20 protein-coding genes and 2 riboswitches are annotated in these 22,092 nt (G+C 50.8%); of the genes, 9 read left to right on the forward strand and 11 right to left on the reverse strand.

Annotated features, from left to right (window positions below):
- Positions 1-200: 200 nt before the first annotated feature.
- The 5 genes from NLX71_RS15785 to NLX71_RS15805 form a co-directional block, all read right to left on the reverse strand.
- Positions 201-884, reverse strand: a complete 684-nt coding sequence (locus tag NLX71_RS15785) for an ABC transporter ATP-binding protein (RefSeq protein ID WP_254364751.1) — start codon at positions 882-884, stop codon at positions 201-203.
- Between the two features lie 5 nt (positions 885-889).
- Positions 890-2,185 (reverse strand): ABC transporter permease family protein, encoded by a 1,296-nt coding sequence (locus NLX71_RS15790; protein ID WP_254364752.1) that lies wholly within the window; start codon positions 2,183-2,185, stop codon positions 890-892.
- A complete protein-coding gene (locus tag NLX71_RS15795) occupies positions 2,185-3,231 on the reverse strand; it encodes an ABC transporter permease (RefSeq protein ID WP_254364753.1) in 1,047 nt (348 codons plus the stop codon). The genes NLX71_RS15790 and NLX71_RS15795 overlap by 1 nt, the downstream gene beginning before the upstream one ends.
- A 73-nt stretch (positions 3,232-3,304) precedes the next feature.
- Positions 3,305-3,715: a hypothetical protein gene (locus NLX71_RS15800; protein ID WP_254364754.1), complete on the reverse strand. Its 411-nt coding sequence runs from the start codon at positions 3,713-3,715 to the stop codon at positions 3,305-3,307.
- 263 nt (positions 3,716-3,978) lie between these two features.
- Positions 3,979-4,422 (reverse strand): hypothetical protein, encoded by a 444-nt coding sequence (locus NLX71_RS15805; RefSeq protein WP_254364756.1) that lies wholly within the window; start codon positions 4,420-4,422, stop codon positions 3,979-3,981.
- 810 nt (positions 4,423-5,232) lie between these two features.
- On the opposite strand from NLX71_RS15805, the gene sda reads away from it, so the two are divergent.
- From sda to NLX71_RS15825, 4 genes are all read left to right on the forward strand, one after another.
- On the forward strand, positions 5,233-5,325 hold the full coding sequence (gene sda / locus NLX71_RS15810; RefSeq protein WP_254364758.1) for a sporulation histidine kinase inhibitor Sda: 93 nt from the start codon (positions 5,233-5,235) through the stop codon (positions 5,323-5,325).
- A 340-nt stretch (positions 5,326-5,665) separates the two neighbouring features.
- The gene (locus NLX71_RS15815) at positions 5,666-5,872 is read left to right on the forward strand and encodes a sporulation histidine kinase inhibitor Sda (RefSeq protein WP_254364759.1); all 207 of its coding nucleotides are present in this window, start codon (positions 5,666-5,668) and stop codon (positions 5,870-5,872) included.
- A 25-nt stretch (positions 5,873-5,897) separates the two neighbouring features.
- Positions 5,898-6,416 (forward strand): hypothetical protein, encoded by a 519-nt coding sequence (locus NLX71_RS15820; RefSeq protein ID WP_254364760.1) that lies wholly within the window; start codon positions 5,898-5,900, stop codon positions 6,414-6,416.
- A 255-nt stretch (positions 6,417-6,671) separates the two neighbouring features.
- Positions 6,672-10,874 (forward strand): S8 family serine peptidase, encoded by a 4,203-nt coding sequence (locus NLX71_RS15825; RefSeq protein ID WP_254364761.1) that lies wholly within the window; start codon positions 6,672-6,674, stop codon positions 10,872-10,874.
- A gap of 59 nt (positions 10,875-10,933) precedes the next feature.
- Here NLX71_RS15825 and NLX71_RS15830 read toward each other — a convergent pair whose 3' ends face one another.
- On the reverse strand, positions 10,934-12,100 hold the full coding sequence (locus NLX71_RS15830) for a glycosyltransferase (protein ID WP_254364762.1): 1,167 nt from the start codon (positions 12,098-12,100) through the stop codon (positions 10,934-10,936).
- The gene (locus NLX71_RS15835) at positions 12,097-12,921 is read right to left on the reverse strand and encodes a DUF6492 family protein (protein WP_254364764.1); all 825 of its coding nucleotides are present in this window, start codon (positions 12,919-12,921) and stop codon (positions 12,097-12,099) included. Before NLX71_RS15835 ends, NLX71_RS15830 begins: the two co-directional genes overlap by 4 nt.
- Positions 12,922-13,113: 192 nt before the next feature.
- Between NLX71_RS15835 and NLX71_RS15840 the strand changes: the two genes are divergently transcribed.
- The 3 genes from NLX71_RS15840 (at position 13,114) to NLX71_RS15850 (ending at position 16,032) form a co-directional block, all read left to right on the forward strand.
- Complete coding sequence (locus tag NLX71_RS15840; RefSeq protein ID WP_254364765.1) at positions 13,114-14,031, forward strand: polysaccharide deacetylase family protein; 918 nt, start codon at positions 13,114-13,116, stop codon at positions 14,029-14,031.
- A gap of 143 nt (positions 14,032-14,174) precedes the next feature.
- Entirely contained in the window at positions 14,175-14,726 is a 552-nt protein-coding gene (locus tag NLX71_RS15845) for a sigma-70 family RNA polymerase sigma factor (protein WP_254364838.1), read from the forward strand.
- A gap of 4 nt (positions 14,727-14,730) precedes the next feature.
- Positions 14,731-16,032 (forward strand): hypothetical protein, encoded by a 1,302-nt coding sequence (locus NLX71_RS15850; protein WP_254364767.1) that lies wholly within the window; start codon positions 14,731-14,733, stop codon positions 16,030-16,032.
- A gap of 122 nt (positions 16,033-16,154) precedes the next feature.
- On the opposite strand, the gene NLX71_RS15855 is transcribed toward NLX71_RS15850, so the two are convergent.
- Entirely contained in the window at positions 16,155-17,303 is a 1,149-nt protein-coding gene (locus NLX71_RS15855) for a DUF3048 domain-containing protein (RefSeq protein ID WP_254364769.1), read from the reverse strand.
- A 277-nt stretch (positions 17,304-17,580) separates the two neighbouring features.
- Between NLX71_RS15855 and NLX71_RS15860 the strand changes: the two genes are divergently transcribed.
- Positions 17,581-18,852, forward strand: coding sequence for an ATP-binding protein (locus tag NLX71_RS15860; RefSeq protein WP_254364770.1), 1,272 nt, complete (start codon positions 17,581-17,583; stop codon positions 18,850-18,852).
- Here NLX71_RS15860 and NLX71_RS15865 read toward each other — a convergent pair.
- Positions 18,837-19,292, reverse strand: a complete 456-nt coding sequence (locus tag NLX71_RS15865) for a hypothetical protein (protein ID WP_254364772.1) — start codon at positions 19,290-19,292, stop codon at positions 18,837-18,839. The genes NLX71_RS15860 and NLX71_RS15865 overlap by 16 nt on opposite strands.
- Before the next feature lie 127 nt (positions 19,293-19,419).
- A riboswitch (cyclic di-AMP (ydaO/yuaA leader) is annotated at positions 19,420-19,594 on the reverse strand.
- 330 nt (positions 19,595-19,924) lie between these two features.
- A riboswitch (cyclic di-AMP (ydaO/yuaA leader) is annotated at positions 19,925-20,118 on the forward strand.
- Between the two features lie 11 nt (positions 20,119-20,129).
- Between NLX71_RS15865 and NLX71_RS15870 the strand changes: the two genes are divergently transcribed.
- The gene (locus NLX71_RS15870) at positions 20,130-20,540 is read left to right on the forward strand and encodes a hypothetical protein (protein ID WP_254364773.1); all 411 of its coding nucleotides are present in this window, start codon (positions 20,130-20,132) and stop codon (positions 20,538-20,540) included.
- 1 nt (position 20,541) lies between these two features.
- Here NLX71_RS15870 and NLX71_RS15875 read toward each other — a convergent pair whose 3' ends face one another.
- Both NLX71_RS15875 and NLX71_RS15880 read right to left on the reverse strand, forming a co-directional pair.
- Complete coding sequence (locus NLX71_RS15875) at positions 20,542-21,312, reverse strand: DODA-type extradiol aromatic ring-opening family dioxygenase (protein WP_254364775.1); 771 nt, start codon at positions 21,310-21,312, stop codon at positions 20,542-20,544.
- 141 nt (positions 21,313-21,453) lie between these two features.
- Positions 21,454-21,996 carry a glycerol-3-phosphate responsive antiterminator gene (locus NLX71_RS15880; RefSeq protein WP_254364776.1) on the reverse strand — a complete coding sequence of 181 codons (543 nt, stop codon included), beginning with the start codon at positions 21,994-21,996 and terminating at the stop codon, positions 21,454-21,456.
- Positions 21,997-22,092: the final 96 nt, after the last annotated feature.

Below are 22,092 nucleotides of genomic sequence, written 5' to 3' on the forward strand. Positions count from 1 at the left end.
TATCGGTTCCGTTTTTCCATAGCTTCATTATAACTTATTTTTCACTCTCCCGTGTCTCAACCTATGGGAGCATTATAATCCCTCCCACTGTTTATTTCACTGGGAGGGCCTAAATCTCTTTCCACATTGAGGTTAATATTTGCCGATGGGGCATTAGATAGAGCATGATAGTAGAGCCTACTACTTTTTAATGTATTAATTCAGCAAGATGATGTGATTTTGGGGGTGGAGCTTCTACCGTCCTTGATATAAATCGTTTCATCGCATATGTTAGCTACTTGTTGATCATGGGTTACTATAATTATAGTCTTCCCTTGTTTATTAAGCTGCTTAAAAATGGCCAAAATTCCTTCCTCCGTTTTTTCATCCAATGAGCCTGTAGGCTCGTCAGCCAAAATAATTTCAGGGTCTTGAACAATTGCTCTTGCTATCGCTATCCGCTGCATTTCTCCTCCAGATAACGTGTCTATCGATTTATCAACGACCTCCGTCATCTCAAGGTCTTCCAATACACCTTTAACCTGTGCTTGTATTTTTGATTCAGGGTATTTCCTGTACTTTAACGGGAGCGCGATATTGTCAAATACATTTTTTGTGTCACATAATGCATAGTTTTGCAAAATAAATCCTATTTTGTCTCTCCTGAAATTAGCTAATTCATTCAAGGTTTTATTGCTTAAATTTTGACCTCTATATAAGTATTCACCGTTATCGCCTTTATCCAATCCAGCTATGATATTCAATAGCGTAGATTTCCCGGAACCACTTCTTCCCATGATAGCAACCATGGCCCCTTCTTCTATGCTTAAATCAATTCCTTTCAGTACTTCTACTCGTTTTCCGCCGACCATATAAGATTTATGAAGATTTCTAATCGTAATCATCGTTCTCACTCCGATCTTTTAAGAAACGTACTGATTTGAAGTTGTTTAAATTTAAAGTGGAAAGGAACAGCACACAATAAAAAGATAGTACACATACCGAATAATAAGAAAACAAGATAGCTGCTCAGGTTAACATCAATGATAACCGTATACAGGAAAGCAGAAATTAAACCGGGGACAGCGACCATACATGCAATTTCCGCTAGGAAATAAGCAAATATATGATTTAACGTTGCTCCTGATATAAGATGGACGGATAGATTTTTCATGTTTTCATTTAACTTCGCTACCATCATCATCGAAATGGTTATAACGCAAACAAAGAATATAGAAATAGCGACAAGGCCAAGAAGCCATACGTTTTCTTGAATGGCTGAAAAAATCAGGTTTAACGGCAAACTATTCGCACCTAATAATTGCATATCATAAAATTGAGACCGGTTTTTGACTTGTTCCAACTTGTTCCTTACGGTATACTCATTCTCTGAACTAAAAATCTCCCCATTAATGAGCTGAAGATAATGTTTTTGTTGAAAACTGAAATCTTCCTTATTAGGGGGAGCACCATTGAACTGTTGAGCCGGCATAATAATATATCGATCCAAATAGAGTTCCCGCTTATTGGAGTTAAATACCATAGTGCTTTTATCGACAAACCCTTTGACAGAAAAGGTAAACTTTTTAAACAAATACCTCCCTTTCAGAGTATCGCCCACTTGATACAAGCCTCTATATTCCGAACCCAATAGTACGGGGATGTTATCGTTATTGTTCTTGTTTTCGAAATCTTGCGAAGAAAAGGGCTCGCCCTCAATCACATCTATTCCAAAATGATCAAACGCCTGTTTATTCATTTGCAACGCCTTGATTGAATAATATGGTCCGTCCTGTTTTTCATAAAACGAACCCTTTGTCTCTATTCCGCTCTCGTATCCGTAAATAAATTTTCTTTGGCTGTCTTCCCCAAAATTCAACAGCGCAACAGATTGATTGAAAATATAAATATATTTTTCATCCAGACTATTCTCTAAATTCCCATAAAAAATTTTAATTTTTGTCAAAAAATCAGGTTGCTTCATTAGTCTTTTTAATTCATCACTATCCAATATCGTGTCCGATAATTGATAAGCTGAAAATTTTTCCAAGTATTCAGCTTTTTTTGATTTTGAATCAATTTGATTGTAATTCAAGAATATCACGGTCAATATAAAAAATAGGATTAAAACCTGAAAAAAAATTAATGTGGATACGAGTTTTTTCTTGTTTATACTTTCCATGACTTCTTCAAGAATCATATTCATTAACGTTTGATTCCTTCCCGAACTAAAGCTCTATTCGTATTTTTTACAGTAATCAATAAAGAACAATACGAAGATAGAAGAACAAGGCCGTACCCAACCGATAAATAACTTAAAAATAATTTTATCGTTTCCGTTGAATGGTTAGAGTATAGGATAATCAAGAAACCAACTGCGCAAACAAATAGATAGCAGAGGAACGTAATTACATAATACTGAAACGTATATTTTCTGAGCGGGATATGAGGTTTAATCCCCCCAATCCAAAGTAAACGAATCTCCTGCTTTTTTTTGTTCATCCAACGAATTGTAAATAAAATACTTGAACTAATTAATAAGCCGATCACTGTATACATCATTATTTTACGGTAAATGTCTGTACCGAGATACTTCTGCGCGCCGCTATCCCCTCGATCTAACATTTGAACATGAATTTTTGTGTTTTCTACCAGCAAAGAATTGTTTTTTATCATCGAGCTGTCTTGAGTATTTAATACATAGATATTGGACGGCAAAGCTTCTGAAGAATCAAAAGCATTTAAATTTAAGAGGACCGTAGTATCAATAAGTGAAGGGTAGGAAGCCCCCATCGTACCTATGATTTCGAAGTTTTTTCCTTGGTAAGGAAAATATAATTTTCCATTTTGTGATATCCATTTGGAACGATCCATTTCTTTTCCAACGACAGCGTATCTATGGTCATTAACAAAATCATGTTCCTGAAAGTATCTTCCTGAGACGATTGGCGGAGTGTACGTTTCTCCCGAGAAGTAGACGGCACGTACATGAAATTGTCCGGTTTCAAGTTCTTTAAACAAAGTAAATGGTTTTGATGAACGAAGCTTAGTCCAATCTACTCCTTTCATATTAACGTTATCTAGCATAAAAGCTAAACTATTCTGATTGTACAATCCCTTGGACAAGACATTGAGTTCCGATTGTTTGGCGTTATAATAACTAACCGTTACGATAATAATACTTAGTAAAATATAAAGGACAATAATCCAAAGTGCTTCACTTCTTTGAATCTTCTTCATAATAGGATTCATTTTGTTCGCAACCCTTCATAAAAAAGTGAAATTGCCATTTCTGGCAATTTCACTTTCTTTCATCTAACGATGATTATTCTTCATTACCCCAAAATGTCTTACCTGAATATTCGGTTGGTCCCCAATCGGTTTCTGCATGAGTTTCGTCATAGTCCCATTGCCTTTTGCTATCAAGCCTTACCATTCCCAACCAAGTCATTTGTGCTCTCGTATAGTGCCATTTACCTTTCCACTTAGTATGTCCTACAGCTTTGGCTTCTCTGAAATTATTCGGATTATTTACCACTTTTCCTTCGTGTGAATTTGGATATTCCTTTACTTCATATGTCGAGATGAAGGGGGAAGGGTTTTGAGTACCATTATAGAAGTAACCCTTCCCCTCTTCCCATCCTCCTCCAACAGCATTGGAGTTTGCAAATGCAGAAGTCGAGATTGCACCGAAAGCTACCATTACCGCCAATGCTTTAGTCATCTTGTTAGTCAACTTTTATAACCTCCCTTATTTAAGTTCAAACAAACTTAGTGATTTATTTGAAAGCTGGCCAGCTAATCAAATCATGATATTTTGATCAATAGCAAGTTAGTTCTTACATATTCAATGCATGCACTTCAAGCAAAACAAGTCTTCCAAGTTCCATAATTATTTTATAAATTTGTCAGTTATCAAGCAACAACAATGGAATAGGTAAGAAATAAAAATAATGTCGAAAAAAAATACTAAGGCTTACGAAAATCATTCTCTTTTTATTATTGATCTAAGGAACGGGCCGAAATTTGAAAGGACCCAGCAGAGCCGTCGGAGTTCGAAACGTATACTGTATATTTTCCATACGAACTCTTCCCATGAACTCTTTCGACGTCAAATTCAAATTTATCTTGCTTGCCGGCGTCTAATGGCCCTCTTACTAGATTGTCTCCGTTAGGATATGTGAGTGAGTACGAGAATTCCTTTGATCCAGTATTTTTAATGTAAAATCGCAAATCACCTCCACCTCTATACTGAAAGCTAGCCGTTCCTTCTCCATTAAAGGTGACGTGCTGATCAAGGAGTAATGCAAAAGGGGTAATTCCTCCTTTGTCGGACGGGATGATAATGGGATCATTAAAAGGAGGGGTTGCTGCATTAACGGAAGTTGTTACAGCGGTTAATGCTAAAGTAGAGATTGCAAGAGCAGCAAAAACTTTTTTCATTTGGCGTATTCTCCTTTTTTAGTTATTTAGGCACGAACATGTTTGGGGACATGTACACAAACATGGAAATAGTTTTCTTTTAGAAAAATATTAAGATATGAGTTTTATTTTACCAAATAAATAATATATTGTATATCCAACCTTTCGAGTCCTACTCAATCCAAAGGGAAACCCAAATGAAAAGGACAACAATCAAAGGTCCCAGCAGAGTACCCACAATAACCGAAATTCAGAACCCTCGTGTCATTATGAAGTTTCTTAAAGTATTCCGCTGCATACGCCTTGCTCTAAGTCTTTTCAAGCAGTCTGCCATAAAATGTTCTGCAAAAGCTTCGTCACAATGTTGAAGCTCATTCCACAATTCAGCATGTAAGGCTTGAACCTCTGCATGTTTTTCACTGTAGCTCCCTTGTTTACTTGGGCGAAGAAGAAGTAACCGTAAGCCACGTCAACCCCATAATCCTTTTTTCGATTCGGGACGAGTAAAGGAATTTCTTCTGATGAAGTTTGTAGAAACCGTTTTAATAAGAGATCATGTCAAGAAACTCCTCTATTCGTGGAACAACGTAAAAGATCGTCCCTTGTTCGCATGGTTTGCGGCAGGGACGATCTTTTTTTCAACCAGGTCGCAGCTCCAAAAGCCAATTTGCGCCCTATTTCGATAGGATGCAACTATTTTTGCATTCAAAAAACAACAAAATGTGATGCGACTTCCAAACATGAATATTACAATTTTGGTATAATCATGGAATTTTATTGAGAAATTTGAGATAACCAACAGCAACGAATCCTAAGGATGGAGGATAACCGATGCGCACGCTCAATGACGCTTGCCTTATTCAATGCTACAAGGATGCGGTCCGCCTTCAACTCGATCCCGAATTTATCGATCTGCTGCTATAAGAAATCCATAGACGTTCAACCGACCCCGTTTTTCGCAAAGTGTGGATGGCCGTATCCCATCTGGAACAAGAGACTACGACTAGCGCCGCCTTCCATGCGATTTAAACCTCGCCTTCCTTTTCTTATCTTTCCGGGCTCTTACGCTGTGTCGTACTAAAAAGCGCAGCGCAGGAGCTGGCATGACGCCCGCCCAGCTCGGAATTTTTTTGATTTTGCGTCTTTTTTCCACATATTGCAACAATATTTGCTATCCGACGAAAAACAAAATGTGATGCGCCCGAGACCAACTAATACTATCATTTTAGTATAAATATGGAAACGACTTTGAGTGGAGGCCAGTATGGCAAGTTTGCGTTCTCTTAAAGACGATTGGCTCTTGGACTGCTACACCGATGCGGTCCGGCTTCAGCTTGATCCGACATTTATTCGTTTGCTGCTTAATGAAATTCACCGACGATTGCACGATCCGGTTTTTCGCCGGACCTGGTTCGTTCTTTCCGGAGACAGGTTACGGAGAGAAGAGAGAAGCAGGGGCTTAAGTTTTTAATTCTGCTATGGAAGGACTACAGCATATGATATTTGAGGGAGATATTACAAACAACTTCTTTAAACCGATCGGTTTTCGCGAGTCGCATCTTTTTTTCAACAGCGTTCCGCTTACGGAAGATACCCTGCGCATCGGCGCCTGGGGAATCGATGTCAGCAAAGGCTGGTGTGTCCAGAATCGGGTCCTTAAGCCGGACGAGGGCAGTCATTTTTATTTGTCCGGCATGGCGAAGATCGAGTTCCATCAGGTGTCGAAGGTAAGCGTTTCGACCGTTCTGTATCATTCCTTGGAGCAAAACAACGATTTTGTCCGAACCGCTGACGGGAACAAGGTTTCCTTGTCCAAAGAGTGGGCCATTCGGGGAATTCCCCCACAGAGCCCCTATCTGTATCGTCTGACGGGAATGCTGGATTGGCCTCACGGGTACTGCGAGCTCGAAATTCATGCCGAGGGCCCTGTCCGTATTAGCTTCGATCCGAGCCGGCTAATCAACGTCAGCCGTTTCTTCGAAGCGCCGCAAAACTATGCGTACCCGTTTGTTTAGGGGAAGCCGCCTGCCGGATCGGACCGTGGCTTAGCCCCACCCGCAAACAAGCACCTGGCAGCCGTTCCTCGGCCCCGGTGCTTGTTTGCTATCTATCGAAATTTCATAGATCCTTCAGAAGATTTTACTATTATTATATGGTATATATTTGAAATAGGTGATACAATAAATTATTGTAAATGATGTAAAACAAATCCGAATCGGGGGTGACGACACACTTTAGCTCTCAAAATCATAGTGAAAAGGAGTTTTGATATGAGAAGAGCAAAATTTTCGCGTCTCTCACTGCTGTCTACTCTATTAACCGCAGGTTTAATGATGCAAAGCGTTGCACAGGCAGCGCCTTTGACATCGGTATCCGGCATCCCGTCCGGCATCGTCGATCCGGAAATCATCCGCACTCATTCGTTAAGTCCGAAGGCCAACGCCTTTATTGCCGACAAGCTGGACACCACCTCCGCGAACAAGGTGAACGTCATCGTCCAACTGAGCGGGCAGCCGGTCTCCGTCGGAAAATATGCTTCCGAGCTGGGCCAGCAGCAGCTTTCTGCGGAAGCCATAGAAAGCGCTGTCAATCGCGAGCAATCGTCCATGATCAGCTTGGCGAAATCCGAAGGCATCGATTTGAATGTCAACTACCAGTACAATACCGTGCTGAACGGCATGGAAATTACGCTGCCGGCCAACCAGATTCCCGAGCTGGCCGCCATCCCCGGCGTCAAGTCGATTCACAAGAACCGGACCTATTATGCCTTGCCCGCCGAAGCTCCGCAGCCGCTCGATACAGCTACCGCAAATTACGATGCTGCGCCTATCAAGCAAATCGGGGCTCAGGATGCTTGGGCCAAGGGCTTGACAGGCAAAGGCTTGAAGGTCGGCGTCATCGACAGCGGCGTCGATTATTTGCATCCGGACTTGAAGGATGCCTATAAAGGCGGGTACAATTCTTCGTTCAATACGCCCGATCCGTACGAAGAACCTCCGATTTCAAAGAAAGATGATCCGTTTGGACTCGGCTTCGACGGCACGTCTCACGGCACGCACGTGGCCGGTACGATTGTCGGCCAGGCTAAGAACACGAGCAGCGATGTCGTCCAAAAGGGCATTGCCTATGAAGCGGACCTCTACGCCTATAAAGTGCTGTCCCGCGACCCCAAAACCGGCAGATCCTCCGGCTCTTCGGCCCAGGTGATCGACGGAGTCGAGCGCGCGGTCAAAGACAAAATGGACGTGATCAACCTGTCGCTCGGATCGGACGAGGAAAAAGACCCGAACTCCCCGGATTCGATCGCGATCAACAATGCCATACTCGGCGGCATCGTTGCCGTCGTAGCCAACGGCAATGCGGGAGATAAAGGAGCGTACTACTACTCGATGGGCTCGCCGGCTTCTTCGCAGCTTGCGATCTCCGTCGGCGCGGTGACCAGCCCGTCCAACCGTTATCAGGCTATGGTTACAAGCTCCGTGTACGAAGCCGTTTATCAGTTAAACGTCATGGGCTGGAAGAGCGGGCTGGAGAACTTTAAAGCAATCCTCGGGACGGACCCCATCGAAGCCGAATATGCAGGGCTTGGGCAAGAAAAAGATTTCGCAGGCGATAAAGTGAAAGGCAAGATCGCCTTCGTATCGCGCGGTTCGCTGGCCTTCGCAGACAAATTTAAAAATGCGAAAAATGGGGGAGCCAAAGCCATCGTGATTTTTAACGGTAATGTCAAGAAGGATGCCAAGGGCAATGACATACCGGATCTCTCCCCCAGCATACCGGGTAGAGACGAGCATATTGACAGCTTCATAGGGGACGAGCCCCATTATATCCCTGCCTTCGACATGCGCGGTGACCAAGGACGCGCACTGGCCGCTGCCGTGTTGGCTAATCCGGCCAAGCCGTTCCGTCTGAAGTTCGGTCCAAACTATACGCCAACGACCAATCCCGGCGATATGATGACAACGTTCAGCTCCCGCGGTCCTCTGTCGGACGACAAGCTCAGCATTAAGCCGGATATTAGCGCGCCGGGCATGAATGTGCTTTCGACTTTTCCGGCCTATGGCAAAATGATTCCCGGCGCCTCTTACGCGGAAGCGTACAAACGGCTCCCCGGAACCAGCATGGCCGCTCCGCACGTAGCGGGCGCCGCCCTGCTGCTCAAGCAGCAGCACCCGGATTGGACTCCGTTCGATATCCGCGCGGCGCTTGCCAATACCGCGAATGTGATCAAGGATACTGACGGAACGCCATACGATGTGTATTCTCAAGGCGCAGGCCGTATGAACGTATCTCAAGCGGTCTATACGCCGGCTGTGCTCCAGACGGTGGATCAGATCACCATTCTCGACAAGAACCTGAATCCGCAAGAGATCGTCAACTATGGCAGCAGCGCCAGCTTCGGGTTGATGGCTGCCGGAAGCATTGCCAAGAAAGAGCAGCTTCAGCTCAAAAATACTTCGGACAAAGCGGTAACGTACAAAGCCTCCGTCAAGCTGCATCCGAACGTCACTTCCGATCCGTACAACCCGGTAAAAACGCCGGACGTGAACAACATCGTCGCGACGCTGGAAGGCCTCGGCAGCGATAATACGCTTTCCACTGGCGCCAAATCGACCCAGAAGTTCTCTCTTTCCGTAGCGCCGAAGGCCACGGCCGCAGACGGCGTGTACGAAGGAGAGGTGCTGCTGGAGAGCGCCGGGTTGCCTTCGCTGCACCTGCCGTTCGTCATGCATGTCGGCAAAAAAATGCCGGACAACGGCTTCGGGCTGCAGGACATGACGTTGACCCAAACCGTCATTACGCCAAGCAAGGCGACGGACGTATCCGTGAACCTGACGGCGAAAGATGCGTTCTACTTGGATCTGAACGTTTATGGCGTAGACGACAAGTACGTCGGCACCATGGGGCAAATTCTGAATAAAGACGCTAACGGGAAATGGCAATTGCTTGCTCCGGGAACGTATACGTTCCAGAATATCGACGGCACCTATATTAACAATAAGGTGGATGAAACCGGAAAGCCGGTCGTCCAGCGCCTGAAGGAAGGCACGTATAAAATCATGGTCCGCGCCCTCATTCCGGATGCGAACGGAAAACCGAAACGGAACGCCTATGGCGAACTTATTCAATATGTCGCATGGAAAGCGCTCCGCTTCAGCAGCACGGACAACAGCAGCACCCCGAATAGCAGCAGCAGCAGCGGCGGCGGCGGCGGTTACTACTTAGGCGGCGGCAGCAGCGCGGAGCCATCCGACAGCAATCCTTCCATTAATGCGGTCGTTAGTCAAGGACAAGTCTCTGCTTCCCTGAAACGGGCGGTAACGACAGACGGCAACAAGCTGACGGCGACCATTGCAGACGCAGACCTGAAAGCCGCATTAAAAACAGAGTCCAGCACGCCGGTTGCCGTGATCATCTCCGTCTATGCCAAACCGTCGCAGCAGGTAACCATTAAGCTGACGCCGGAGCAATTGAATACGCTGAAAGCGTCAGGCGAGCAAAACTCCGTTGTCGTCAGCAACGGAAGCGCGTCGGTTGCGCTCCCCGTCTCGGTATTGAAGCGCGTACCGGCGGCAGCAGGGTTGAATGTGGCCGTCCGGTACGAAGCAGAACGGGCATCGGCATTCGCCGACGGATTCCCGGGAGCCAAGGTGATCGGTACGCCGGTATCCTTTGCCGTTAGCGCAGTGAACGGCAGCGATTCGCAGCCGATTTCCGTATCCAACCGCGATTTCCTGAAAAGCTCCTTTATCGTGAGCGGCAACACCGACGCGAACGCACTGGGCGTCTTGTATATCGACAACGGCAAGGTATATGCCGTTCCGGCCAACGTCGCTCCTAACAAGGACGGCTCACGTACCGTAACCGTCAACCGCCCGGGCATCTCGACCTATGCGGCCGCGACCCGCGCGATCTCGTTTACGGACATCAATACGTCTTGGGCGCAATCGCATATCCAGGCTTTGGCCAATAAGCTGCTGCTTAACGGCACCTCGGCTTCGGCGTTCTCGCCCAAAGAACAGGTAACCCGCGCGCAATTCTCGGCCATGCTGGTCCGTGCGCTCGGTCTGCATGCCAGCTCGAAGGCCCCGTTCCAGGACGTGAGCGCCTCCGATTGGTTCGCCGACGACATTGCAGCCGCTTATGAAGCGGGTCTTGTGAACGGCGTCGCAGAAGGGCGATTTGATCCGCAGGCCAGCATCAGTCGCCAAGACTTGGCCGTGATGCTGTCCCGGGCATCCTCCCTGATCCAGCTTACGCCGAAGAGCAATCCTTCGCGCAAGCCGTATGCGGATGCTTCCAAATTTGCCGAGTACGCCACGAACAGCATCGATGCGGTTACGAAAAGCGGCCTGATGAGCGGCGACGAGATCGACGGAACGCCGCACTTCCATCCGGCCGACCCGACGACCCGGGAGGCCGCCGCAACCGTCCTGTTCAATTTACTGCGGAATGGCAGCTTGATGAACTAAGCGATCGGACGATTCTCCTTACAGAAAAGAGCCCCCTTTGCAAAGGGGGCTTTTCTCTTTTACCGTCGTTTTTTCATCTGAATCGTTCGCTCCACTGCCCGTTTCATGAGAGCACCGGCACGATTCCACGTGAACTTCATCACATTCCCCCTGCCCAGCCTCCCTTTCCTTTGGCAAAGGGTGCGATTCTGAAAAGCACGCCTCATTTGCTTCCTCAAGCTGCCGATATCCGGCTCGGCCCAGCGCTGGCCCTTTTGCCCGAACAAATGGCGAAACTTGTAAGAGATCGCATGCTTGCTTCGCATGCTGACGGCGGGATTTTGCAGCCGGTACTTGACCAGGAACGAATTGCGTTTCGTGACGAAATCCATGTGTCCGCCCCAGCCCGTCGCGATAACCGGAACACTGCTCGCCAGCGACTCGAGAAACGGCAGACCGACCCCTTCCCCCCTCGTCGGGAGAACGAACGCGGAGCCAAGCGTATACAGGCCCTTCAGACGATGGTCCGGCATGTGGCTTGATATCAGAATCAGGGGAGCGGTTTTACGAAGCCCGAGCCTTTTTTTGTAGTTATTGATTTTATTTTTGATCCACTTTTCGTTTTGCCCGGAGCCGTATCCGTTCGTCTTGATCACCAGTGCGACCTTCTCGGACGGGCCAAATTCCTCCCAATACGCCCTCAGCAAGGCTTCCGGATTTTTGCGGTGCTGGAAGCCGAAGACGGACACGAAGACGAACCTCCCGGCTGTCCCCTTTACCGCCAGCTTCTTGTTCTTGGGCGTAAACTTCTTCGTATTGACCCCGTGCGGCACGATATAGATCGGCACCTTCACCCCGCTGCGAAGCATGACGGATTTGTTATGTCTGGAGGGCACGATTACGGCGTCGAAGCGGTTAAGGTTCGGAAACCAGTTCCGGGGCACGCGCGTCGTCTCCCAGACGGTATTCAACACGATGCGGTCGTATTTCTGGCGTTCCTTCCGCAGCCGTATCCTATTAGGCGGGTAATGGTAAATCAAAATTTTGCGTTTGCCTGCGGCATAAGGCTTGCGCACCAGGCGCGCAAAGGGGGCGCCGCCCGCAAGCTTCTTTCCCCTTGCCTTTCCCGCCTCCACCTTGACGTTCACCCCGTGTCGGCTTAACGCAACCGCGTATTCCCGGCTGGCTCTTCCGAGCCCGCTGCTTCTCTGGATTGGCCCTTTCCATATGACCTGATATGAACTCATCTCCTCAGTCCTTTCGTCTTAAGCGAGTACCCTCCGCGCTTGTGAAAGGAAAGCGACCGGAAAGAGCGGGCCAAAGCTTTCAAGCGTTTCGCCGAAATGCTCTTCACGCTTTGGCTGAAGCTTTTGTTCAAGCATTTTTTGAGCACGACGCCACTCGGATTGGCAGCGTAGACGAAGTTGCCATACAATTCGAATTCCGAGAAGCCGAACGGCTTCGACCTGTCGACGCTTCGAAGAATAGCTTGGTACCAGCGCGTCCCGTGTCTTGCTTCAATTTTCTTCTTCATCCGGGCCAGCTTCGCTTTCTCGAACAGCATGTAATGCGCGACGAACGACGAAGGCGCGGTGCGTCTGCGACCCAGCAGCTTCCGGCCGACTCTGAAATATTCGGGATGGCTCCAGTTGCGGCAGTAAAACACGGGCTTCCCCTTTTGCCTGAATACATGCGGGCGGATGAGCACCGTATCGGCATCCATCGTCAAAAAATACCGGCTTGAGCCCAGCTTATCGCCGCTTAGCTTAAGCAGTTGTTGAAGCATCCACCCGGAGCGCTCCCATCGCTTCGAACGGTAACGGATTTGCTTTTTGGTGATCGGCAGCACCGTCCGCTCATGCACGAAAGCACATTTTTTTTTGGCGCACAGCGCTTTGATTCTCGGACTATTCGGAGAAACGATCATGATTTTGCCGATCGGATGCTTAACCTGCTTCCGGATCGCGTCGATGACGAACGGCAGAGTTTCCAAATCTTTGTCAATGGCGGGGATCAGAACATCGATTTTGATCCTGCCGCTCCGGGAACGAGAGGGGGCGAGAGACATCTCTTCATCTCCATTTGCAAGATTTTGCACCAGTCTATGTCATGCAGCGGAGGTTGGTCCGGGCACCTGTCCGAGCGCCAGACAGGCGGTGCCTAAAATTTTTGTCGAAATGGGAGAACTTTCTTAAACCTTTTGTCGATTTGACTCGTCAAATGATTTGCAAGCACGAACTTGTGAAAGAGGAATGCTACCATGGCCATACGAATTATATCCAACCGAAAACTCGTCGTACTCGGCGCTTCGCTGCTCGGCGCCACGACAATTGTAATGTTTGGCATCCATGCGGCGGAGACGCAGCAGCCGCTTTCTTCCGGCCAGCACGAGGCCCGGACGCCGGACAGCGCGTCTGTCCCGGGGGGAGTCCCCGAGCAGGCGACCCACCCAAAACTTGCGGAAAACCCGAAATCCTCTCAAGAAGCCGGTTCCCCGGCAACGCCGGGCGTGCAGCCCGCTGACGGACGGACGGCGGAGAGTCACCCGGAAGCTGGGGCGCAGCAAGGAAAGCAAGCGCCGGTCAAAGCGACGAAGCAAGTGGCGCTGACGTTCGACGACGGCCCGGATACGAAGTATACTCCGCAGGTGCTGGATATTTTGAAGCAGTATGAAGCGAAAGCCACCTTCTTTGTCGTAGGCAGGCAGATCGCCCATCACTCGGATGTGCTGAAACGTATTCATGATGAAGGCCACTCCATCGGCAATCATTCCTGGAATCATGCGAACCTGACCAAGCTGACTTCCGCCCAGATTCAGAAAGAAATCAAAAGCACGGATGAAGCGATCGAAAAAGTTATCGGCGCCTCCACTCCGATGGTCCGGGCGCCTTACGGCGCCATTACCGCTTCGACTAGACGCGGCCTGACCTCCGCGGGACGTCAGATCGTCGATTGGACGGTCGATACGAAGGATTGGAGCGGAAGGGCTTCGGGAGACATGGTGGAGCTCGTACGCAAGCGGACGAAGAACGGCGGCATCATCCTGATGCACAGCTTCGGCGGCAAAAACGGCAATCTGGACAATACGATAGAGGCGCTGCCGCTCATGATCGAAGCGTTGAAGCAGGACGGATACGCTTTTGTCACGGTACCCGAGCTTCAGGCACAGAAAGAATAATCCCATTTTGCCCCTTTCTTTCGTCGGACGATCGCAGTACACTGGGTAAAGAAGGTACGGGCCGAGGCCTCTTGGCAGGTTCGGTCCCGTTCCGATTGAACCGGAGTGTCGGGGAGATCGTCAATAATTTAGAGGTGGCAGCTTTGGACTCGAATGTCAATTTTGACTATTTGAAATACCTTTCCGCGAGCTCCGACAAGAAAGCCATTTTGAACGAGCTGATGAACGCGTACGGAAAAGACGTATGGAATTACGCCTACAGCATCACACGGAAGTGGGATCAGGCTGACGATATAACCCAAGAGGTTTTCATCAAGGTTTACCGCAATTTGAGCACGTTCCGCAGCGAATCCTCGGTGAAGACGTGGCTGCTCGCCATCACCCGCAACATGACGCTCGATTACCGCAAGTCGGCCTTCTACCGCAAGGTGACGCTCGTCGACTTCTTCGCCTCGCGCGGAGAGTTCGAGCAGGCCGCTTCGACGGAACACGAAGTGCTTGGCAAAATGGCCGTGAACGAGATGTGGGATATGGTGTTGAAGCTGCCCGTCAAATACCGCGAGGTGCTGATCCTGTACGCGCACCATCAACTGTCCATGAAAGAGATGGCGGAGGTGCTCGGCGTAAGCGAAGGAACGATTAAATCGAGGCTGTTTCACGCACGGGGGAAAATATCGAAGATGAAGGAGAGTTGACGCCTTGGATCCGATGGATAACGAGCTCAAGAAAGAATTGGCCCGCGCGCCGTTCAGCCAAAACGGGTTCAACGACAGCTTGCGCAAGCGCATCGAAGACCGCATCGATAACCACGTTGCCGTTCGCAGGCCTCGCAGGTGGAACGTTTGGAATACCGGCGTTTCTGCCGTACTGGCGACGGCCCTCGTATTCTTGTTCGTTACGGACGGCCGCCCTTTCCCTCTCATGCAGCAGGAAGCGGCGGAGAAGCCGGAGATGCAGCAGCCCTCCGCAGCCGCTCCCGCGCCCCACGGCCCGGATTGGGAAACCTCTATCCAGTCGGCGCTGTTGATCGGCCTGCGCTCCGACGCGCCCGCAGCCGAAAACCCTCAGGCTCCCAGCACGTACCGCACCGTCCTTATCGCACCGGATCGGAACCGGTTGCAAAAGACGGCGGAAGGCGAAGGCATCCTGATGCCATATAAGCTTGATTTCTGGAAAATCGGGAACGAGCGGAAAGCAAGCGGCCCGCAGGACGCGCATACGCTGACGGCTCATTTGGCCTCAACCAAGCCGAAGACAAGCAGCAGCGCAGACCGTGGAAACCCGACACAAACCGTCGTCCGGTCAGAGAAGCTGATGTTCGCCGGCAACCGTTACGTTGCCGTGGCACAAACGACGGCAGCCAAAAGCAGCACAGCCCAATCCCCGGCGCAGCAGGACTATGTGTGGGTGAAAGAGCTGGAGCAGCTCGCCTCGGGCCGGCAGGGACCCGCCCCGCTAGCGGAGCCGCACGTCACGCTGCGCAGCGTATTCGCCGCTGCAGCCGCCCCCGTGCTGAAGGAGTTGAAGCCTGCGCCTCCGGCAGGCTCGGGACACGCGAAGCCCGCCGCAGCCGAGCTTTCCGGCGAGAGCTGGACCATCGCCCGCAAGCAAGGGAAATGGACGGCGCAGCTCGCTTCGTACGACGGCCAGGCAAGCGGCACAGCGGAAGGCACGGCGTACCGCTTGCGAGAAGTGCCGCTGGCGCTGCCCCAATCGGTCGTTTCCCACGACGAGCTGGCCGTTCCCTGGCGTGATATCGTACGGGTGCAGCCGGGTGCGGTGGATGCCTTCTCCTCCCCGAACCACGACATGGTCGCCGTCGTCACCGAGCAAAATATTATCATTTACCCATATGCGGACCAATGGATTCCGATCCCTCTCATGACGCTGCCGCTTCAACCGAAGGAATCGGTCGTCATGATTCAATGGGCTATGGGATCTTACGTCGAGCTGTGGAAACGGCAGGTGAAAGCTTACTTGCAACCGCAATTACCCAAGTGACGCGCCAAAAAAAGCCCCGGCTCCCGCTCCCTCTTCACCAAGCTTACGCGGCTTGGACCACAGAGGAATGCGGAGGCCGGGGCCTCTCTTCTTCAGGCAGGCTAACAACCCTTCCGGTCCCGCTAAGCCGGGTCCGGCTTTTCCTTGCCGCCGCCGGGGGCACCGTACGTCACATGGCTCTCGAACGTCGGATTCAGCGGCACGATCATGATGTGCGTCTGCCCGGGCCGAAATGCGGCTTCGTGGCCTTGCTCGTAATAGCGGACCGGATCGTTCACCTTATCCCGCCTCCACTCCAGCGGCTTCACCTTGCCCTGCTGAAACAGCAGCGCCGGTCCTTTGCCGGTCAGCCGGACGTTCAGGCGGCCTTCCTTATCCAGCACCTTGTGATCGGTCCCCATCACCACTACATTGGAGGCGCTCAGCGGCTGATCGTTGTTCAGATCGACGTGCTTGCTGCCGTTGATCGACCGTTGGTACTTACCCCCGGCCGCATCATACTCGTAAGAGACAACATAGGTTTTCCACAGAAAGGTAATGTCTACCTTAGGAGCATCCTGCGCCGCCGCCCCCATCGTCTTGACCGCTTCCGCTTCATTCTTTGCAAAAGCGTATACCGGTCCGGTCGGGCCTTGTTTGTCGAGCCCCCGCATTTGCGCGCCTTCGCGGATGTTCTTTAGATCCGTATACAGGTTGTGCGGAGCTTTCCGCGACTTCTCCCGCCAGAAATAAGATCCGGCATTCGTAATTTCGTCCATATCGGCTATTTTCTCTTTCCGAAGCCGCTCGTAGGCATCCGGACTGCCGCCCGCATGAACTTGGATGGCGCCGAAGCTTTTCCCGATATCGATAAAATATGGCCGGATGCTGCGCACCGGTCCGATCGGCTCCGCGAACGCGCTGCTCTGGAACAGCGCCACAAGGCGCGTCATCTCGCCTTCGGCAAGCACCTCGAACAAGACGTCCGCCTGCGACAGCCCGCTTTGCGGCCGCGCCGCGGGGTGATTGTTGATCATGACCATCACCGGCCGGGCTTCGCTGGGCTGAGGCAGCATCATCCCGGTCAGTGGCGCCTGGAAGGTGGGGGGCGTCGGCGCCTTCTGGTCCGTGACGGACTTCTCCGGCTCGACCGGCGCAGCGACAGGCTTGTCCTGCGTATCGCCGCCCGTCAGGCTGCAGCCCGCCGCCGTCATGGCGAGGCAGCCCGCGAGCAGCGCGAGCCTCCCCTGCCGCCAGAACCGACTCCATCTTCTCCATCCACTTCGTTTCATACACGTCACCTCATCTGCATGTCCTCTATGAATCTGTATTCTAGCGAGGCTGGATTTAGAAGCGTTTTCGCACAAAAAGACGAAAAATGAGCGCTTTTCATTATTATTAAACGTGTTTTCTCCCCAAAGGTTCCAAGCGCCATCCGAATCTTCACATCAATGATAGCAGGGAAACAGGAAAATTTGTAGAAAATAACCATTTAAGATGCCGCCGTTGTCATCGTCACGACCGATTACGCATGCGGGTCGGTTATCTATCGCTATCAGGAGGTGTCTTATGATTGAAGTTCTTCCCTTGCTGCTGAACACCTTTATTATTATTATATCTATCTTTTTTTATCAAATCGTTTGCCTCGACAAAGACAGGTCGGAGCGCGCCAATCGGTGGTTCCTGCTCCTATTCTCCACCGTAGCGATGGCGATGTGCATTGCTTTTCCGATTCATTTTTTCTCGGGGCATTTTTTCGACTTGCGATACGTGCCGATTCTGGTTTGCTTTTTATACGGAGGCCACCGCAATTTGTTGTTGATTTCAATTTTTTATCTCGCGTACCGGTATTCCTTCGGCGGGGAAGGCTTTGTCACGTCTTTAATCGTCTATGTGATCATGCTGCCGATCATGTTCATCTTCGGGCCCTTTCACCCGGACCAGCCCAAATCGAAGCGGATCGTACAAGGCACCGGATTAACCCTCCTTTGGGCGGTCGCAGCGGTCGCCTTTTCCAGCTTCCGAACGGGACAAGCAGACCTGCTCTATGGCTGGTTCATGGCTAGCCTGATTACATTCACATCGTTTTCCATGATCATGGCCATCCTTTTCATCGAAGGCATTTATGAAAAAAAGAAGCTGCGCAAAGAAGTGGAACGCGCGGAGAAAATGTATCTTGTCGGAGAGCTCGCCGCCTCGTTTGCCCATGAAATCCGCAATCCGCTCACCGTTGTCAGCGGCTTTTTACAAATGATGGGTAAAAACCAGATTGCGGAAGACGCCAAGCACGATTACTTGCGCATTATGATCACCGAATTGGAGCGGGCCCAAGCGATCATATCGGATTATTTGGCGATTGCCAAGCCGAAGAACGATTCCATCCAGCTTATCCAGCTCGAGCCTCTGCTGAGGCAAATCATCGAATTGATGTCCCCTTACGCGCTTATGAACACGGTCAGCATCGCCAGCTCCATCGAGCAGAATCTTCAGCTCAAGGCCGATGCTTCCCGGTTTAGCCAGTCGCTGATCAACATTGTCAAGAACGGCATTGAAGCGATGCCGGACGGAGGAACATTGGAAATCAAAGCGTACCGGAAACAGAGTAAGCTGTTGATTGAAATTTCGGATCAAGGCGTCGGCATGACTCAGGCGGAGATCGACCGGCTCGGCACCCCGTTTTATACAACCAAAGAAAAAGGCACCGGCATCGGTACCATGGTCGCGCTCGGCATTATCGGAAGTATGGGCGGCCGAACCGAAGTGCACAGCAAGAAGGGAGCCGGAACGGTCTTCACGATCATTCTGCCCGGTCCGTCGGACTCCTATCAGAATGAGCAGTAGGCTTGCGAACAGTCGATCAAGCGCGAGCGCTCGAAGGCGGCCCCCTCATGACCATGTCCCGCCGACGGGTTCAGCAGCTGTGCGGTCAAATCGGCCATAGCGACTTCCGCGATGTCCGTACGCACCGACCCCCACGCCTCGGCATGGCTCCGTACGTAGCTGATGGCTTCACAAACGGACAGTCCCTTCAGCTTCAGAAAGACCGAAGTCCACCGTACGATGTCGGCATACGGCTGCGTGTTCGGCACGACGTATTCCGCCCAGCCATTCACGCCGTGGCAGGACAGCTTAAGCAGCCCGCAGTTGCAGTCGCGGCAATTGCCTGCGATGCGCGCCTCAATCAGGCGGCAGTCGAACCGGTATACCTCGATAAGCCCGATCCGGCTTGTCGACAAGATACCTTCGTTCACTTCGGGCAGGGGATCGCTTAATTTCAACATGAACAACTTCTCCTTTTTTCACAAAATGGGGTATTTGGGAGGAATGCAAAAAGAAGCCGAAGAGCAGAGAAACTCTACTCTCGGGCTTCTACCACAGGAAATCACGCAGGCTGCGGAGGCACGATCGTCGTTCTCTCTCAATCCGCTTACGAGGTTAGCTGTCGGATTCGGGCTTGAGAGCGCCCTACCCCAGCGCTTGCAAAGCAAGCGCGAAGAGATTCACCCCATGAAACCGTCCTTCCTATCGGCGGTTTCGATTGGTTCCCCCGCTTCCCGGTTCGGGAATTCAGCGTTTGGCTTGGCATATCAAGTTGTTGACATGAATCATACGCCGGTTGTGGCGCAAAGTAAAACCCGAAACCGCACGCTATTTTTGATCTTTTCGCTTTTTTTGCATGTGGAAACGGATTCATATGGGGTCGGCGTTGATTATCGATACAAAAGCTGTTTGATTCGTCGATTTTCATTATTTTCAAGAAAATCGAAGAAATACAGAGATTCATGCAGAATAACGGAGATCGGCATTGTCTTTCTTCTTCCAAATATATCCTATGGCCGAATATGCGCTGCGGCGTTTCTTTACACCGGCTAAATCGCAGGCGTATGATACGACTCAAGTTGATTTGAAATTTCCAAGCACATCGCTTAATTTCCTGAACAGGAAAGCGGGGGAACCAAACAAGCGATGCGGCGCACGCCGTGAGAGCCGTGCCGCCCATCGCTTTGGGGTGAATCTTGACCGCGCATGCCGCACATGCGCCAGAGTAGGGCGACGCTCACCGCCCGAACCCGTCAGCTAACCTCGTCAGCGTAGTCGAGAGAGGCGAAGAGAAAACAATGGAACAGGAACAGCAAACGATTTTGGTATCGGCCCCCAACAAGCCCGGCGAAGCGTTTATCCGGCAGCTTCAATTCGGCAGCATTCCGTTCGCGGTCATCGTCAACAACAAAGCGGAGCAGGCCCGGCTGCAGGAGCTTGGGACCGAGCGGATTGTGATGGTGGATACGAACGAGGAGAACACATGGCTCCTCCCCGAATGGCCTGTCGGCAAAGTGTTTTTGTTCGAAAACAGTCTGACCCTGTGCTGCCGCTATATCCGCATTTGCCGCTCCTGGACCTCGGAACCGCTGTATGTTATTACGCAGTCGAACAACCCGCGCCTGATTTATAAAGGGCTCGGAGCCAACTACGTGATTCATACGAACAGTAACGAAGTATCGTTTCTGATCCATTCGGCGCACGAATAGGCTAACTGAACATCCACGCGCCGAGACTGAGCGTCCCGTACTGGTACTTCTGGTACAGCAGCTTGGCCCGTCGGCTGCGGTCCGCCGCGCCCATGGCAATCAACAGAGGCGCGAAGTGCTCCACCGTCGGCACAGCCAGAGAAGCATGCGGCGCCCGCCGCTCGTAATCGAACAAGGCATCCGAATCCCACACCGTAATCCGGTCGTACAACCAGGCGTCGAATTGCTTCGCCCACAGCTCGGCGGCATCGTCCTGCCAATGCAACTTACCGAGATGATGCACCGTCCCGCCGCTGCCGACGATCATGATGCCCTTGCTGCGCAAAGCCTGGATCGCCCGGCCGATCCGGTACTGCTCTTCCGGCACCAGCAGCGGATTTACGGACAGATGGACGACGGGCACGTCCGCCGCAGGGTGCATGAGCGAGAGCAGCGTCCATACGCCGTGATCGAGTCCCCGGCTATCGTCCAGAGTGCAGGCGATCCCTTCGATATCGAGCAGCCGCCTAATGCCCATGGCAAGTAAAATATTCCCTTTCGCAGGGTACGCAATACCATACAATTCCTCCGGAAACCCGAAAAAATCGTGCAGCGTTTCCGGCTCGGACGCCGCGCCGATCGTCTGCACCTCGCTTTGCCAATAGGCGCTGAATACGACAATCCCTTCGGGCTTCGGCAGCTGCGCCCCGAGCGCTCTCAAGAAACGGGAATAACCATGCGGCTCCGTCACAATCGTCGGCAAGCCATGGGCGAGAAAAAAGGACGGGTACATTCGCGCATCATTCTCCTTTTCGATGAGCTGCTCCGGACGGCAGAGCCCTGCGGCTGCCGGGGCACTTGCCGTATTACGCCCCGCGTGATGCCAGATCCGTTATATCGTATTCATCTGTTGACGGAGAGGAGCCAATCCGCCTCAGTTCCACAGCTCGATCCGGCTGGTCGATACGGCAATCGCGCCAGCGTTGAACAGAACGGGCAGCTCCTCCTTCTTTTCAACAAATCCGCCCAAAATGATATCGAGCCCCGTTTCATTTTTGATCAAGTTTAATTTGGGATAAGAGAAGCTCGGTAAAATCTCGATATAGTCCGGCTTCACTTGAGCGGCCGAATTGATAATCGTGCGGATCGAGTGGGAGTCGATGATGAAGCCGCGCTGAATGGCGCTCAGCCCATATTTTTTGGCGTGAAGCAGGCACGACGTCCGGGTGCTGATGATCCCGTCGATTTTAATCACCTTGGATAAAAAATGGATCGAAGCCTCATCGTCTTTAATCCCCTTCACCATCTCCAAATGAAGAAATATTTTTTTGTTCGCTTGCTTGACCGCCCCTACGATGCTTTGTAATTGGATTAATTCCCCCTCCAGCAGAAAAATAACCTCATGCGGCGAAGCAAGCGCCTTCTCTAATTCTTTAAAACCCCGGACAGCCGGAATCATCGCGTTGGGCTTCAGCATAAAATCCTCCTTCCTTTCGATAAGCATCTGTATTCTCTTATGGTACGATTTGGTACTATCATATCAAACCCACTCCCGCTTCGGAAAACAAGCGAA

Origin of the sequence: Paenibacillus sp. MZ04-78.2, assembly GCF_024213375.1 — a bacterium.
In the GTDB taxonomy this organism is placed as follows: domain Bacteria; phylum Bacillota; class Bacilli; order Paenibacillales; family NBRC-103111; genus Paenibacillus_G.